Source organism: Dactylosporangium sp. NPDC051087 (assembly GCF_055586325.1).
This window is the reverse complement of the sequence record NZ_JBVJIJ010000046.1, coordinates 39,900-56,845: the sequence shown is the minus strand read 5'-3', so window position 1 is coordinate 56,845 and position 16,946 is coordinate 39,900. Positions and strand designations below refer to the sequence as shown.

Here is a 16,946-nt window from a genome sequence, read left to right as displayed (position 1 = left end):
TGAAAGGCCCGTTCCCCATGCTCCCCCCGGACGTGTCTGCCGCACGCCCATTCCACGGAGGGACAACGCATGGGCAGGTTCTCCTCGGCGCGCCGGCGCGCCGCACTGGTCGTCGCCGGGGCCGGCCTCGGCCTCGGCTGGATCACCGTCGTGCCGCACGCCGCGACCGCGGCCCCGCCGAGCGCCGAGTGCGCCGCGGCCACGGTGCGCCAGGACGAGAAGGCGGCCAGGGCATCCGCCCTGCTGTGCGGCAAGCGCGTCGAGGTGGCCGCCGCCCGCACCGCGAAGTCGCAGACGTTCGCGAACCCGAACGGCACGATGACCTACGAGACGTCGGCGACCCCGAAGCGGGTCAAGACCGCCGGCGGCTGGACGCCGATCGACACGACGCTGCGGGCCGCGACGACCGGCGGGTACGCCGCGACGACCACGCTGCCGATGACGTTCGCGAAGGGCGGCGGCAGCGAACCGTTCGCCACCGCGCAGACCTCGGCCGGGGCGTTCTCGCTGCGCTGGCCGACAGCACTGCCCGCGGCCCGGCTCGACGGCGACACCGTCGTCTACCCGGACGTGTACGACGGCGTCGACCTGCGGGTGCGGGCCTTCGCCGACAGCTTCAACTACGTGCTCGTGGTGAAGACCCGCGCGGCCGCCGCGAACCCGGCGCTGCGCCGCATCGCGGTCGCCGTCACCGGCCCCGCCACCCGGACCCGCGCCGACGGCACGTTCGAGGTGCTCGACGACACGGGCGCCGCGGTGCTCGCCTCGGCCCCGGCGGGCATGTGGGACGCCTCCAACGGCGGCACCGCCCGCGGCGCGGAGGACCTGACCCGCACCGGCAAGGTCGCGTCCGAGCTCACCGGCGGCGAGCTGGTGCTGCGCCCCGACCCCGCGTGGCTGGCCGACGAGAGCCTCACCCTGCCGCTGTACGTCGACCCGCAGATCGGCATGCCGCGGACCAGCTTCGCGTACGCCAACATCGACAACTACGACTACTCCGGCGGCGTCGGCGACGTCGCCCGGGTCGGGCGCAACCCGGAGTGCTGCGGCACGAGCTGGCGGGCGTACTTCGCCTTCGGCCTGTCCCAGGTGCACGGCAAGCAGATCATCGCCGCCGAGCTCAAGACGATCGTCACGCACTCGTGGAACTGCACCGGCACCGACCTGACGCTGGCGCAGAGCGGCGCCATCCAGGGCGGGATCAACGGCGGCCGGATCGGCTGGGCGCCGGGCGTGCTCACGTCCTTCGGCGCCCGGTCCGCGCAGAGCTGCAGCGCGCCGGGCAACAACCCGAGCTGGGTCCTCACCTCGCAGATGCAGGGCTGGGCCGACGCCCGGTTCAACGAGTACACGTTCGTGTTCCTGGGCTCGGAGAGCAACTCCCAGCAGTGGAAGAAGCTGTCGGCGGCGAACACGAACCTCGTCGTGCAGTACAACACCCCGCCGACGGTGTCGGACCAGACCGCGACCGGCGACGGCAGCACCGTCGGCTGCTACACCAGCGGCACGGCCGGCCAGCCGGCGATCGGCTCGAACAACGGCGTGCAGCTCAGCACCAAGGTGCAGGACGCCGAGAACGACCAGAACATCGTCGGCAAGTTCGAGTGGCAGGACCTGACCACCGGCGGGCCGGTGGTGACGGTGCCCGACTCACCCGGCCTGCCCGCACCGCGCACCATCACCGTCAACGTACCGGCCGCTTCGATGCCGAACGGGCACGACATCCAGTGGCGGGTCCGGGCCTGGGACGGCGCGCACCACAGCGCGTACTCGCCCTGGTGCCACTTCGTCGTCGACGGCACCGCGCCGGCGCAGCCCCTGCTCACCAGCACCGACCTGAAGGACTTCCCGCTCCCGGCGGGTCCCGGCGCGGTCGTCGGGGCACCGGCGACGGTGACCTTCAGCCCCGTCAACCAGACCCTGGACCGGGTCGTCGGCTACTACTACTCGGTCGCCACGGTCGACAAGACGCCCTACATCTGGGTCCCGGCCAACAGCAGCGGCGTCGCGACGGCACCGGTCGTGCCCGTCGACGGGACCGGCGGCATCAACATCCTCAGCGTCGTCGCCGTCGACGCCAGCGGCAACCGGTCGCCGCAGGCACCGAACGTCGGCAACTTCCACGCCCCGGGGCTGTGGATGTTCTTCGCCAACGGCGGCACCCCGGCCAAGAAGCGGGCCGACGCCACGGGCGACGACAACGCCGACATCGTCGCCGTCGTCGACCCGGGCGGCTACCGCACGTCGCTGATGCGGTGGACGACGAAGCCCGACGGCAGCGGCCCGACCTCGCCGGTGACGTCGGTCGTCAACGACCCGAACGCCTACCCGATGGCGTCGGTGAAGGCGCTCAACGGCGACTTCAACGGCGACGGCCGCGCCGACGTGGCCATGTTCCGTGACCACGGCAACTGCCGCACGACCCTGTCGTGGTGGCTGTCGGACGGCAACGGCTACCGCGCCGCGGCGCAGCTGTGGGACTCCGGCAACGGCGGCTGGTGCTACGACCGGACGCTGGCCGTGGCGGGCGACTTCACCGGCGACGGGAAGACCGACATCGCCGCGTTCTACCGCTACGACAGCGCCCAGGAACGCGGGTTCGTGTTCGAGGCCAAGTCCGACGGCTCCGGGTTCAGCTGGCCCGTGCCGTACTGGGACTCCGGCGTCGGCAACTGGGACGGCAACCGGATCAAGGCCACCGCCGCCGGCGACTTCGACAAGGACGGCAAGGCCGAGGTGCTGCTGTACTACGACTACGGCAACTGCGACACGGGCCTGTGGCGCTTCCGCCCGCCGGGCAACAGCACGTTCGCCACGAACCCGGTCTGGCGCTCCGGCGCCGGCGCGCGGTGCATGACGAACACGGTCACGGTGCTCACCGGCGACGCCGACGGCGACGGCGACGAGGACCTCTACGAGATCCTCAAGAACGGCTCCGGCGTCTGCGCGGCGATCTCCACCGGGCAGGCCTTCACGCCCGCGTCCTGCATGGCGATCCCGGGCCTCGCCACCGCCCCGGCGTGGCGCTTCACCGGCGGTGACATCGACGGCAACGGCCGCTTCGACATCGTCAGCTTCGACGGTACGACCAGCACCTCGATCAAGGTCGTGACCGGCGGGTTCGTCGCCGGCGACTCGAAGACGGAGTGGAACTGGTGGAACTCCACCAGCGTCGCCGGCACGCTCGACCCGACCACGGTGCGTGCGCTGTGAGGGCGCGTGCCGCGGTCGTCGTCCTCACCGTCCTGGCCGTCGCCGGTGTCGTGACACCGGCGAACGCCGGACCGGTCGAGCTCGACCTGCCGAAGGACCAGCCCCTGGTCCAGACCCGGGACGCGGTGTACCGGGCACCCGCGAAGGACACCACCGCGACGGTGCGGGCGGCGCCCACCGTCGCCTGGCCCGCCGCCGGTACGGCCGACGTGTCGCTGCCCGCCTCGGCGTCGCTGCAGGCGTCGGCCACCCCGGTCCTGGCATGGGCGCCGGGGCTGCCGATCGGGGCCAGGGCCGGCGCGGTCCTCGGCCCGCAGCAGCGGCTGTCCGGCGAGGCAGTCGGCACCCCACCCGGCAAGGTCCGGGTGAGCCTGCTGCCGCACGGCACCGGCGGCCGTGACGTCGTGTTCCGGGTCGGCCGCAACGACGGCAGGTCCGGCGCCGGCGCGGTCGTCGTCGGCGTCGACTACACCGGCTTCCGCGACGCCTACGGCGCCGACTGGTCCCGCCGGCTGCGCCTGGTGGCGCTGCCGGAGTGCGCGCTGAGCACCCCGGACCTGCCGGGCTGCCAGGAGCGGGTGCTCGACTCGACCAACGATGCCGTGTCCGGCGTCGTCTCCGCGGAGGTCACCGCGCCGGCCCTGCTCGACCAGCGGCTCGACGCGACGACGGCGGCCGCGCCCCAGTCGCGCTCCGGCATGCTGGTCGCGCTCGCCGCCGGCGCCTCCTCCGACGGCGGCGACTACAAGGCCACCGACCTCAACGCCGCCAACAAGTGGACGGCGGGCGGCAGCAGCGGCGGGTTCTCCTGGGGCTACCCGATCGGGCTGCCGCCGGCCGCGGGCGGCCCGTCGCCGCAGGTGCAGCTCGGCTACTCCTCGCAGTCCGTCGACGGGATGACCGCCGCCGCGAACTCGCAGCCGAGCTGGGTCGGTGAGGGCTTCAACTGGCAGCCCGGGTCGATCGAGCGCGGGTACCGCGGCTGCACCGACGACAACAGGCCCAACAACGGCGACCTGTGCTGGGTCGGCGAGAACGCCACCATGACCCTCAACGGGCAGTCCAGCACGCTGGTGCTGGAGAACGGGCAGTGGCGGCCGTCGTCGGACAACGGCGCGAAGGTCGAGAAGCTCGCCGACGTCGCCACCGGCAACGGCGACAACGACGGCGAGTACTGGAGGGTCACCACCACCGACGGCATCGAGTACTACTTCGGCCTCAACCGCCTGCCCGGCTGGGACGGCGACGCCGCCAACGAGACCAAGTCGGTCGGCTACGAGCCGGTCTACGGCAACAACACCGGCGAGCCGTGCAACGCCGCGCCCGGCTGGTGCCAGCAGGCCTACCGGTGGAACCTCGACTATGTCGTCGACCCGTTCAAGAACACCATGTCGTTCTTCTACGACCGGCACACCAACAACTACGCCCGCAACGGCAGCGACACCACCGTCTCGGCGTACGTCCGCGACCTGTACGTGCGGGAGATCAACTACGGCACGCGGCAGAACGCGTCCGGCGCCGACACCCGCTTCGCCGGCACGGCGCCCGCCCGGGTGCTGTTCGACACCGAGGAACGGTGCGTCACCCCGGGCGCCACGTGCGTGCCGAACACCGCGAACGCGGCGAACTTCCCCGACGTCCCGGTCGACCTGTTGTGCGCCAGCACCACCAACTGCTCCGGCCGCTACTCGCCGGCGTTCTTCACCACGAAACGCCTGACGAAGATCACCACCGAGGTCGCCACGGGGAACCGGACGTGGCGGCGGGTGTCGCAGACCAGGCTCAGCCACCAGTGGAACGACCCCGGCGTCAACCTGCAGAAGGTGCTGTGGCTGTCCACCGTCCAGGGCTGCGGCACGACCGACGACCCCGACGCGTGCCTGCCGGCGGTGCGGCTGACCCCGGTCGGCATGAGCAACCGCGTCGACATGGCCGGCACGACCAACAGCATCACCCGCTACCGGATGAGCTCGATCCTCACCGAGTCCGGCAACACCATCGCCATCACGTACTCCGGGAAGGACTGCATCGCGGGGCAGAGCATGCCGGCCGCCCCCGACAACAACAGCCGGTTGTGCTTCCCGCAGTACTGGGTGCCGACGGGCACCAGCACGCCGAAGCTCGAGTACTTCCACAAGTACCGCGTGGACAGGATCGCCGAGGGCGACGGCGGCGGGGCCGACGGCACCGAGGACGAGGAGACCAGCTACGTCTACCTCGGCTCGCCCGCCTGGCACTCCGACCAGAACCCCATGACCATGCCGAACCGGCGCAGCTGGGGCATGTGGCGCGGCTACGAGAAGGTCCGCGTCCTGCGCGGCGCCGCGACCAGCGTGCGGCTGAAGTCGGAGACCACGTACTTCCGTGGCATGCACGGCGACAAGCTCGGCAGCGGCACCCGCACCGCGTCCGTCCCCGACTCCGACGGCGGCACCTGGGCCGACGAGGACCGCTTCGCCGGCACCGTCCGCGAGCAGATCAACTACCTCGGCGAGACGTCGACCGTGGTCGACAAGACCAAGACCGACCCGTACGAGTACGGGCCGACCGCCACCCAGGACGTCCTCGGCATCACCGTCAAGGCCTGGGTGACGAACATCAAGTCGACCCAGGTCACCACGACGCTCGACGGCGGCCGGCAACCCCGCAAGACGCGCACCACGAACACCTTCCTCGCCGACCGCACCGGGCGGGTGGACCGCATCGACGACGAGGCCGACCTGTCCACGACCGCCGACGACCAGTGCGCACGGCACTGGTACGCCGGCAACACCGCCGCAACCAACGTCTCGCACCTGTCGCGGGTGGAGCTCGTGGCGGTGCGCTGCGCGGCCACCCCGAACCGGGTCACGGACGTCGTCTCGGACGTGCGGGTGTGGTACGACGGGGCGAGCTCCTACTCCACCACGCTCACCAAGGGTTTCGCGTCGCGGGTCGAGCAGGTCTCGACGCCGCACGCCACGAACCCGGTGTACACGACCACCACCAGGGCGGCCGCCGACGAGCACGGCCGGACCGTGGAGTCGTGGGACGCCGAGAACTTCCGCACCGCCACCGCGTACACGCCGGCGACGGGCGGACCGGTCACGAAGACCACCGTCACGAACCCGCTCGGCTGGGTCACCGTCACCGACGTCGACCCCGCCAACGGCCGCGCCGTCTCCGTCGTGGACCAGGACGTCAGCGGGCCCGGGACGACCCGCCGGACCGACTTCGCCTACGACAAGCTCGGCCAGCTCACGTCCGTGTGGGCGCCGGGCCGGAACAAGGCGACCGAGACGGCGTCGGTGAAGTTCGCCTACGACCTGCGCCAGACCGGCGCGTCCAGCGTCGCCACCAGCAAGCTCGACACCACCGGCAGCGGATACCTGACCAGCTACGCGCTGCTGGACAGCAAGCTGCGCACCCGCCAGGAGCAGATCCCGGCGGAGGGCGGCAACCGGCTCATCAGCGAGACCCACTACGACAGCCGCGGCCTGGTGAAACTCACCCGGCCGGGATACGGCGCCACCGGCGCGCCGGGCGGCACGCTGCGGCTGGCCCTCGACACGGAGGTGCCGGCGCAGACCCGCGTCACCTACGACGGCGCGGGCCGGTCGATCGCCTCGGCGTGGCAGCTCAGCGGCGTCACCCAGTGGACCGCCACCACCGCCTACGGCGGCGACCGGGTGGACGTCAGCCCCGCCGCGGGCAGCCCGGCGACCTCCACGTTCACCGACGTGCGGGGCAGGACGACGGCGCTGTGGACCTACCGCAGCAACATCGCGAACCCGGTGAGCGGCGCGCACGACGTCATGAGCCGCACCTACCACCCCCGCGGCGCGGTCGCCTCGACCACCGACGTGTCGGGCAACACCTGGACGTTCGTGGTCGACGCCATGGGCCGGATCACCGAGGCCAACGACCCCGACACCGGCAAGAGCACGTTCGAGTACGACAAACGCGGCGCGCAGACCAAGTCGGTGAACGCCCGCAACCTCACCATGCTGTACACCTACGACGGGCTGGGCCGCAAGACCGCCGAGTACACGGGCAGCCTGGCGAACAAGACGGCCGAGTGGACCTTCGACTCGCTCGTCCACGGCCTGCCGACCGCGGCGATCCGCTACTCCGGCGGACAGGCCTACACCCGGCAGATCCTGGAGTACACGGCGACCGGCAAGGCGAAGACGGCGAAGGTGACGATCCCGGCGAACGCCATGACCGGCACCCTCGCCGGCGAGTACCTCACCGGGACGACGTACAACGCCGACGGCAGCGTCGCCACGGCCACCGGCTCGACCAAGGTGAACGCGGCGAACTACGCCGGGCTCACCGACGAGACGCTGCAGCTGGGCTACACGGCGCTGGGCAACCCGCTGACCCTGCAGTCCAACCTCGGCACGTACGTCGTGGACACCCAGTACAAGGCGGACGGGCAGCTGGGGAGCATGCAGCTGCGCGACTCGGCGGCCGGCAAGAACCTGCGGCAGCTGTGGTCGTACTACCCGGGCACCGGGCTGCTGTCCAACCACCTGGTGTACGGCGACATCCCCAACACCGTGGCGAAGAACAGCACCTACACCTACGACGCGTCCGGCAACGTCCTGTCGGTCGCGGACAGGATCGCGCAGTACGGCGCCGGCCAGGACGACGTGCAGTGCTTCCGGTACGACGACCGGTTCCGGCTCAGCGACGCGTGGACGCCGACCTCGGGCAACTGCGCCACGAACCCGGCGGCGAACGCGCTGGGCGGCCCGGCGGCGTACTGGAAGTCGTACGTGAGCGACGCGAGCGGCAACCGGACCAGCGAGGTGAGCCACCTGACCACGGGTGACGTGACCCGCACGTACACCTACCCGGCGCAGGGCGCCGGCACCGGCCGCCCGCACGCGGTGACCCAGGTCGCCACCACCACCGGCGGGACGGGCACCGACTCGTACGGCTACGACCCGACCGGCAACATGACCACCCGGTCGATCGCCGGCCGGCCGTCGCAGACGCTGACGTGGACCGCGACGAACCAGCTGGAGACGGTCACCGACAGCGCCGGCACCACGTCCTACCTCTACGACGCCGACGGTGCACGGCTCATGGCGAAGGACCCGGGCGGCACCACGCTGTACCTCGGCGACGTGGAGTACCGGCTGGCCGGCGGTGTCACCACCGGCACCCGGTCCTACGTCCACGCGGGCCGGACGGTCGCGGTGCGGACCCCGCAGGGGCTCAGCTGGCAGTGCGGCGACCACCAGGGCACGGCGGGGCTGTCGTTCAAGGCCTCCGACCTGACCAAGACGGTGCGCCGGGCGGACCCGTTCGGCAACCCGCGCGGCCCGGTGGTGACGTGGCCCTCCAGGCGCGGCTTCGTCGACGGCACCGCCGACGACACCGGCCTGGTCCACCTCGGCGCCCGCGAGTACGACCCGCGGTCGGGCCGGTTCATCTCCGTCGACCCGGTCCTGGACGCCGAGAAGTCGCAGGGCATGAACGGCTACTCGTACGCCGAGAACAACCCGGTCACCCTGGCCGACCCGGACGGCCGGTACGCGTGCCGCCCGAGGGAATGCGATCCGACCCCGGCACCGGCGGAACCGCAGCCGGAGGTGGTGCACGAGTACGACGTCGCACGCGTCAACCCCGCCGGCAAGATCAACGGCACGCCCAGGCACTACAAAGTCATCAAGCACAAGGGCCAGATGTATCTGCAGACCTGCGACTTCTACCAGCAGGGCCCGACGAACAATCCCGCGTGTTCCGCGCCCGAGCACCTGGGTGCCTCGGTCGAGTGCAACTGGGGGAACCTGAAGGGCAATGCCTGTTATGCCTCCGCGGACGGCTGGTACTACGACTTCTACGGTCATGCGTACTGCCCGTTCACGGCCAGCCAGTCGGGCTGCACCCCGAGCGTGATGACGGAGACCCCGAAGCCGGACCGGGGCTGCAACCCGGCGCCGCCGGTGATGGGTCCCGCGACCAGGCCGACGAAGCCGATGCCGGAGCGGCAGTACGACAAGTTCGAGTGCGAGAGCCACGACCCGGGCTGCCGGCTGGGCAACCAGCTGTCGTTCGCGCAGTTCCTGCTCGGGTTCTGTCCGCTGCCCCAATGCACCATCCTGGGGACCGGGTCCGGGCTCCTGTCCGCGTACTCGTACTACGTGGGCGGCGAGACCGACAAGGCCAACCGGCAGCTGTTCACCACGGTCGTCGGGCTCGCGGTCGGTCCGTGGGCCGGCAAGGGCATCGCGGCCATGGCCTGGAAGGCGGGACCCAAGGTCAAGTCCGGCCTCGAGTACGTCGGCGGCTGGATCGCGGGATTCGGGTTCGGCGCGCCGTACTGCGGCACGGAGCCGTTCGGCTGTGACGACGAGGCACCGTCGCCGGGCTGGTGGGACCCGATCAAGTAGGAACGCCCACGCAGTGACCCGCCGCGGGACGCCCCGCGGCGGGTTTTGCGTGTCCGCCCGCCCCCGCCGGAGGCCCGGATGTCTTGGACCGGACAGCGGACCGGGTTTGTGGCGACTCCGCGGGCGGCGGCGGCCGGTCACAATACCGGCACGGAGGGTGCGGCCGGCGGCGTGCGGGAGGGCATGTGAGCGGACGGCAGGCGGAGCCAGCGCAGCCCGGTCGTGCCTGGGCCGCGGGATCCCCTGCCGGTTGGGCGGCGGGCGCCGACCCGCCGGGCGCGCCGCCCGTGCCGGGCCTGCCCAAGGGCGGCGGTGCGCACCGCCCGGTCAGCGAGCGGGTCGCGGCGGTCCCGGCGACCGGCGCGATGACGGCCGGCGTGCCGTTGCCGCTGCCGCCGGGCCGGACCGGCTTCGGCCCCGACCTGGCCCTGACGTACGCGTCGGGGCGCGGCAACAGCGTGTTCGGGCTCGGCTGGAGCGTCGACGTCCCCTCGGTCGGTCGCGCCACCGAGCCGTTCCTGCCGCGGTACGTCGACGGCCCGGCACCCGGCGCGGACACCTTCGTCATGTCCGGCGGTGTGGAGCTGGTCCCGGCCGGGCGCGAGGTCACCGCCGGGGTCGAGGTGGTGCGGTACCGGTCCCGGGTGGAGGTCGACTTCACCCGCGTCGAACGGGTCCGCGACCTGGCCACCGGTGAGGTGCACTGGCGGACCCGCTCGCCGGAGAACGTGGTCAGCCGGTACGGCGTCGACGCCGCCACCCGCGTCAGCGACCCCGCCGACCCGCGCCGGGTCGCCGCGTGGCTGCTCGCCGAGGCGGCCGACGACCGCGGCAACCTGATCCGCTACGACTACGAGGCCGACGCCGCGGCCCGGCACCTGAAACGCGTCCGCTACGCGAACCGCCGCCCCGGCGTCGCCGGCGACTGGTGCTTCGAGGTCGTCCTCGACTACGGCGAGCACGACGAGCTCGACCCGCAACCCGGCGACGCCGGGGCGTGGCGGCCGCGGCAGGACCCGTTCTCGTCGTTCCGGTCCGGCTTCGAGGTCCGCACCCGGCACCTGTGCCGGCGGGTCCTCGTCTTCCACCGCTTCCCCGAGCTGGGCGACCGGCCGCGGCTCGTCACGTCGGTGCTGCTCGACCACGACGAGCACCCGGTCACGACCCGGCTCGTGTCCGTGTCGGTCGCCGGGCACGACCCCGGCCTGCCGGACCCGGCGGCGCGGACGATGGCGGCGCCACCCGCGACGTTCACCTACGCGGAGCCGGCCGCCGCAGCGCTCACCGAGGTCGCCGCGCCCGGCGCGCCGCCCGCGGGTGCCGCCGGCGCCCGGGTGCAGTGGGTGGACCTCGACGGTGACGGGCTGCCCGGCGCGCTGGTCGAGGTCGACGGGGCGTGGCTGTACCGGCGCAACGAGGGCGGCGCCCGTCTCGCGCCCGCCGTCGCGGTGCCGCACCGCCCGACCGTCGACGCGGGCCGCCGCGCGTACCTGGCCGACGTCACCGGCGACGGCCGGACCGCCCTGGTGCACCTCGACGGGGCGGCTCCCGGGTACACGAGCCGCGACGGCGACCGGTGGACCACCGACCGGGCGTTCGGCTCGGTCCCGCGCGTCGACTGGACCGCCCCCGACGTGCGCCTGCTGGACCTCGACGGAGACGGCCGGCCCGAGGTGTGCGCCGGCGGCCCCGGCGGCCTGCGCTGGCACCGGTTCCTCGGCGCGGACGGCTGGGCGGCCGAACGGTCCGGGCCGGCGCCGGCCGGCCTGCCGCCGTTCGCCGACCCGACCCTGCACGCCGCCGACATGACCGGCGACGGCCTGCCCGACCTGGTCCGGGTCGAGGAGCGCGGCGTCGCCTACTGGCCGAACCTCGGCTGGGGCCGCTTCGGCGCCCGCGTCGTCATGGCCGACCCGCCCGACCTCGCCGTCACCGGTCCGTTCGACCCCGAACGGGTCCGGCTGGTCGACGTCGACGGCACCGGCCCCGCCGACCTCGTGTACCTGGGCGCCGGCGGGGTGCGTCTGTGGCGGAACCGGTCCGGCAACGGCTGGGGTGCCGGGCGGCTGCTGACGTCCGCGACGCCGGGACCCGCCGAGCGGGTCGACGTGCTCGACCTGCTCGGGCACGGCACACCCTGCCTGGTGTGGTCCTCGGCGCTGCCCGCGGACGCCGGCCGGCCGCTGCGCTACCTCGACCTCACCGGCGGGGTGAGGCCGCACCTGCTGGTCCGCGTCGACAACGGGGTCGGCGCGGCCACCACCGTCGACTGGTCGGCGTCCACCGTGGACATGCTGGAGGACCGCCGGGCCGGGCGGCCGTGGGCGACGCGGCTGCCGTTCCCGGTGCCGGTGGTCCGGTCGGTGCGGATCCACGACCTCGTCACCGGCGTCGTGTCCGGGCGGCGGTTCGCCTACCACGACGGTCACTACGACGGCACCGACCGGGAGGTCCGCGGGTTCGGCGTCGTCGACGAGTGGGACACGACCGCCGTCGAGGCGCCGCCGTCGCCGTTCCAGTCCCTCGCGGCCGAGCACCGCGCCGCCCCGGCGCAGACCCGGACGTGGTACCGCACCGGCGCCACGGGACCGTCGTTCGAGGGCATGTCCACCGACGAGCGGCACGAGGCGCTGCGCGCGCTCACCGGCACGGTCCTGCGCACCGAGGTGTACGGCCGCGACGGCACCGCGGCGCAGGACGTCCCGTACGAGGTGACGGAGCAGCACCTCGACGTCGTCGTGGAGCAGCCGGCGGCCGGCGGTGCCCGGCCCGTCGTGCGGGTCGTCCCCGTCGAGGAGCTCACGTGGATCCTGGAACGCGACCCGGGCGACCCCCGGCTCGCGCACACGCTGACCCTCGAAGTCGACGACCGGGGCTTCGCCACGCAGTGGCTCACCGTCGCCTACCCGCGGCGCGTCCCGGCGTGCGCGGCGCAGGGCGCGCTGACCGCCGTCCACGACGTCGTCACCGTGACGCACGTCGACGAGCCGGACACACTGCGGCTCGGCGTGCCCGTCGCCCACCGCCGGTTCACCGTCACCAACCTGCGACCGGCCGGGCCGCGGCTGACCGTCGCCGAGGCCCGGGCCGCCCTCGCCGCCGCGGCCGACGTCCCGGTCGAGGCGACCGCGGTGCCGGCGGGCGTCGGACGGCGGCCGGCCGGCGCCACCCGGCACACCTACTGGACCGACGACCTGACCGGCGAGCTGCCCGGCGGCGCGGTCGGGACGCGGGCGCTGCCGGCCCGCACGTGGACGCAGGTGCTGACCGACGGCCTGGTGTCCGCCGTGTACGGCGCGAGGGTCGACGCGGCGCTGCTGACCGGCCCGGCCGGGCTGCACCGCGACCCCGACGGCTCCTGGTGGGCGCCGTCGGGACGGGCCCGCCCCGATCCGGCGGCGTTCTACCAGCCGACCCGCTTCGACGACCCGGGCGGCAACGTCACCGTCGTCGCGCACGACCCGCACCGCCTCGTCGTGACCGCCGTGACCGACGCGGCCGGCAACGCCACCCGCGCGGTCGCCGACTACCGCGTCCTCGAGGCGGCGCTGGTCACCGACCCGAACGGCACCACCGCCATGGCGGCGTTCGACCCGCTCGGCCGGGTCGTCGCCGTCGCGCACCGCGGCCCGGCGGGGGAGGGCACCACCCTCGCCGATCCCGCCGTCAGCTACACCTACGACCTCGACGCCTGGCACAAGAGCGGCCAGCCGGTGCACGCCCGCAGCCGCGAACGCACCGCCTTCGGCCCGGACCCGAAATGGGCCGAGTCGGTGACCTACGTGGACGGCACCGGCGGGGTGATCCTGGAGAAGTACCTCGCCGAACCGGGGCCGGCGCCCGCCCGCGACGCCGACGGCGAGCTGCGCCGCAACCCCGACGGCAGCCTGCTGCTGCCGGACACCGCGCCCGCGCCGCGCTGGGTCGGCACCGGCCGCGTCGTCGTGGACAACAAGGGCAACCCGCTGCTGGAGCACGAACCGTACTTCGCCCGCGACGACCGGTACGAGACCGAGGCCGAGCTGGCGGAGACCGGCCTGCCGGTGCTGCACGCCTACGACCCGCTCGGCCGGCCGGTGCGGGTCACCCACCCCGACGGCAGCGTCGAGCGGTCCGCCGTCACCGCCTGGTCGACCGAGCACTGGGACCGCAACGACACCGTCCTCGAAGGACAGTGGCGGCCGGCCGGCGACGCGGCGGCGGTGGCACGGGCCGCGAAGCTGGCGGCCGAGCACGCGGCGACCCCCACCCGGGAGCTGCTCGACCCCCTCGGCCGGCCGGTCGAGCACCACGCCGACCTCGGCGGCGGCCGGGTCCTCGTGACCCGCTCCGAGTACGACGCGGCCGGCAACACCGCCCGCGTCGTCGACCCGCGCGGGACCGTCGTCACGGAGTCCGTCTTCGACCTCGCCGGCCGGCCCGTCCTGGAACGCGGCCCGGACACCGGGACCGGCGTCGACCTGTTCGACGCGCACGGCCGCCCGCTGCTGGAGTGGGACGCCCGCGGGTTCCGGGCCCGCCACGAGTACGACGCGCTGTCCCGGCCGACCCGCACCTGGATCACCGCCCCCGGCGGCGGGGCCGAGCGGCTCGCCGACCTCGTCCGGTACGGCGACGACGACCCGCAACGGGACGTGAAACGGCTCCGCGGCCGCGAGGTGCTGCACTTCGACACCGCCGGGCTGGTCACCGTCGACGCCTACGACTACCGCGGCGAGCCGGTCGCGAGCAGCCGCCGGTTCGCCGCCGACCACCGCGTCCAGCCGGACTGGTCGGTGCTCGCCGCCGCCGGACCGGCCGCCGACCTGGCGGCGCTCGCCGGGCCGCTGCTGGAGGCGGAGGCGTTCGTGACGGCCGCCGAGTACGACGCCCGCGAGCGGCCCGTGCGGATGTTCCAGGCCGACGGGACCGTGCTGCGCCCCGCATACGGCGAGTCCGGCCTGCTGTCCACGTTGGACGTCGACGTGCCGGGCGGGGACACCCGGCAGGTGATCCGTTCGGTCACGTACGACGCGGCCGGGCGGCCGGAGCGCACCGTCCTCGGCAACGGCGCCGTCCTCACCGCCGCCTACGACCCGCAGACCCGGCGCCTGCACCGGTCGCGGCTGGTCACCGCCGCCGGTGCCGTGGTCGCCGACCGGGTCCACACCTACGACCCCGCCGGCAACCTGCTCCAGGTCGACGACGCGGCGCAGCAGACCCTGTTCTTCGCCGGGGCCGTCGCCGCGCCGACCCGGAAGTTCACCGTCGACGCGCTGTACCGGCTGCTGACCGCCGACGGCCGCGAGCACGCCGGCCCGGTCACCGACGCGGTGCGCGGCGCCGCGCAGCCGCCCGTGCAGGCCCTGCCGCACGCCAACGACCTGCAGGCCGTCCGCACGTACCGGGAGCGGTACACGTACGACGACGGCGGCAACCTCGTCGCCCTCGCCCATCAGACCGGCGCCGGCGGCTGGACCCAGCTGATCACCGTCGCCGCCGGCGGCAACCGGCTCGCGTCCAGCACCGGCCCCGCCGGCGGCCCGCCGCTGCTGACCTACACCCACGACGACGCCGGGAACCTGACCGGGCTGCCCGGCGGTGCCGGGTTCACCTGGGACGAGGAGGGCCGGCTGATCCGCGCCGACCTCGGCGGCGGCGGGACCGCCTGGTACGTCTACGACAGCGCCGGCAACCGGGTCCGCAAGGTCGTCGAGCACGGCGGTCTGGTCGACGACGTCCGGGTCCTCGGCGCCTACGAGCGGCGCCGCCGCACCGGCGCGGCCCTGCAGGCCGAGCGGCACACCGTCCTGCTCGGCACCGATGGCGGGAGCGTCGGCCGCCTCGAACGCACCACGGTCGACAGCGGGCGGCCGGGGCCGCCGCCGCAGCCGATGATCCTGTTCAGCGCCGCCGACCACCTCGGGTCGGTCATCGCCGAGCTGGACGAGGCCGGCGAGGTCATGTCCATGGAGGAGTTCCATCCGTACGGCGGCAGCGCCTACCGCTCGGAACGGGCCCGCCCCGGCACGGTGTACCGGCGGCACCGGTACACCGGGATGGACCGCGACGACGAGACCGGCCTGGCGCTGCACGGCGCCCGGTTCTACGCCACCTGGCTCGGCCGCTGGATCAGCGCCGACCCGGCGGGACTCGCCGACGGCACCAACGTGTACGCCTACGTGCGCGGCAACCCGGTGCGGCTGCGCGACCCGAGCGGCCTGTGGAGCGAGGCGGACCAGCAGAAGGCCGCGGAGCGGGGGTTCAGCAAGGACCAGATCGACCGGATGCGGAAGGTCGCACCGCCGCGCGGCGCCACCTACCGCACGCTGACCCAGGGACCGCAGGTCGCGCCCAAGGACCCGGGCTACGGCGGCAACATGTCGTATGCCGGGAAGACACCCCCGAAGCCGGCGCCGCCTCCGGCGCCGACCCCCGCCCCGCCCACGCCACCGGCTCCGCCGGCACCGCCGGCTCCTCCGCCGGGGGGACCCGGCGGCCCGTCGCCGGGCGCGCCCGGCGGGCAGCCCGGCGCGCCCGGCGGTGAGCCGCCCGGGCCGCCCGGCGGGCTGTCCGAGGTCGGCTCGAAGACCGGCACGATCATCGCGCCGACACCGACCGCCGAGGACCCGCCCTCCGGCAAGGGGTTCCTGCGCGGCGGCACCGGCACCGGCCCGAACGCCCCGAAGGGCGGCAAGGCGTCGACGACCGGCGACTGGTTCGCCCTCGCCGGCTCGGTGCTCAACTTCGACTACGAGGACAGCCCGACCGGCGACGTGGACGGCATCCCCGGCGGCTTCGGCACGCACAAGGCCAGCGAAGGGCAGAAGATCGCCCAGGGCAGCGCCGCGATCGTCGCCGGAATCCTCGACATCGTCGAGACCGGCAAGTCGGTCGTGACCAGCCTGGAGAAGGGCGCGCAGAAGCGTCTCGCCGACTTCGCGAGCAAGAAGGGCGTGCGGTACCTCGGCGGCCATGGCCTGGACCTGTCGCTGCGGTGGGCCCGCTATCAGGCGTGGGTCACCCGGATCGCGAAGAACCGCAAACCGTTGGAGCGGGTGTTCCAGATCCTCGGCAAGAAGCCGGTCCTCATCTTCGCCGACGCCGTGAACAAGGGGTTCATCGTCGAGGCGAAGCTCGGCTTCGGCTACTCCCGCAAGCAGGTCAGCCGGCTGCTGCGGCAGGCGGAGAAGTACCTGATGCTGCACGAACGGCTCGGCACCCGCGGCATCCGCTACGCGGTCGCCACCGAGAAACAGGCGAAGGAGCTGCGGGCGCTGTTCACCCGCCGGTTCCCGAAGGCGGTCAAGGACGGCGTCCTGCAGGTCTACTGGGTGCCCTGGAAATGACCCGAAGCAGCACGATGAGAGG

At 73.7% G+C, this 16,946-nt stretch carries 3 protein-coding genes; all 3 read left to right on the top strand.

Annotated features, from left to right (window positions below; genetic code table 11):
- The first annotated feature begins 69 nt into the window (after nt 1–69).
- The 3 genes from ACZ6TV_RS50425 to ACZ6TV_RS50415 all read left to right on the top strand — a co-directional run bounded on the left by ACZ6TV_RS50425 (nt 70) and on the right by ACZ6TV_RS50415 (nt 16,924).
- On the top strand, nt 70–3,213 hold the full coding sequence (locus tag ACZ6TV_RS50425) for an FG-GAP repeat domain-containing protein (RefSeq protein ID WP_465308001.1): 3,144 nt from the start codon (nt 70–72) through the stop codon (nt 3,211–3,213).
- On the top strand, nt 3,210–9,596 hold the full coding sequence (locus ACZ6TV_RS50420; protein WP_465307999.1) for an RHS repeat domain-containing protein: 6,387 nt from the start codon (nt 3,210–3,212) through the stop codon (nt 9,594–9,596). The genes ACZ6TV_RS50425 and ACZ6TV_RS50420 overlap by 4 nt, the downstream gene beginning before the upstream one ends.
- Before the next feature lie 185 nt (nt 9,597–9,781).
- On the top strand, nt 9,782–16,924 hold the full coding sequence (locus ACZ6TV_RS50415; protein ID WP_465307997.1) for a SpvB/TcaC N-terminal domain-containing protein: 7,143 nt from the start codon (nt 9,782–9,784) through the stop codon (nt 16,922–16,924).
- The last annotated feature ends 22 nt before the right edge of the window (nt 16,925–16,946 follow it).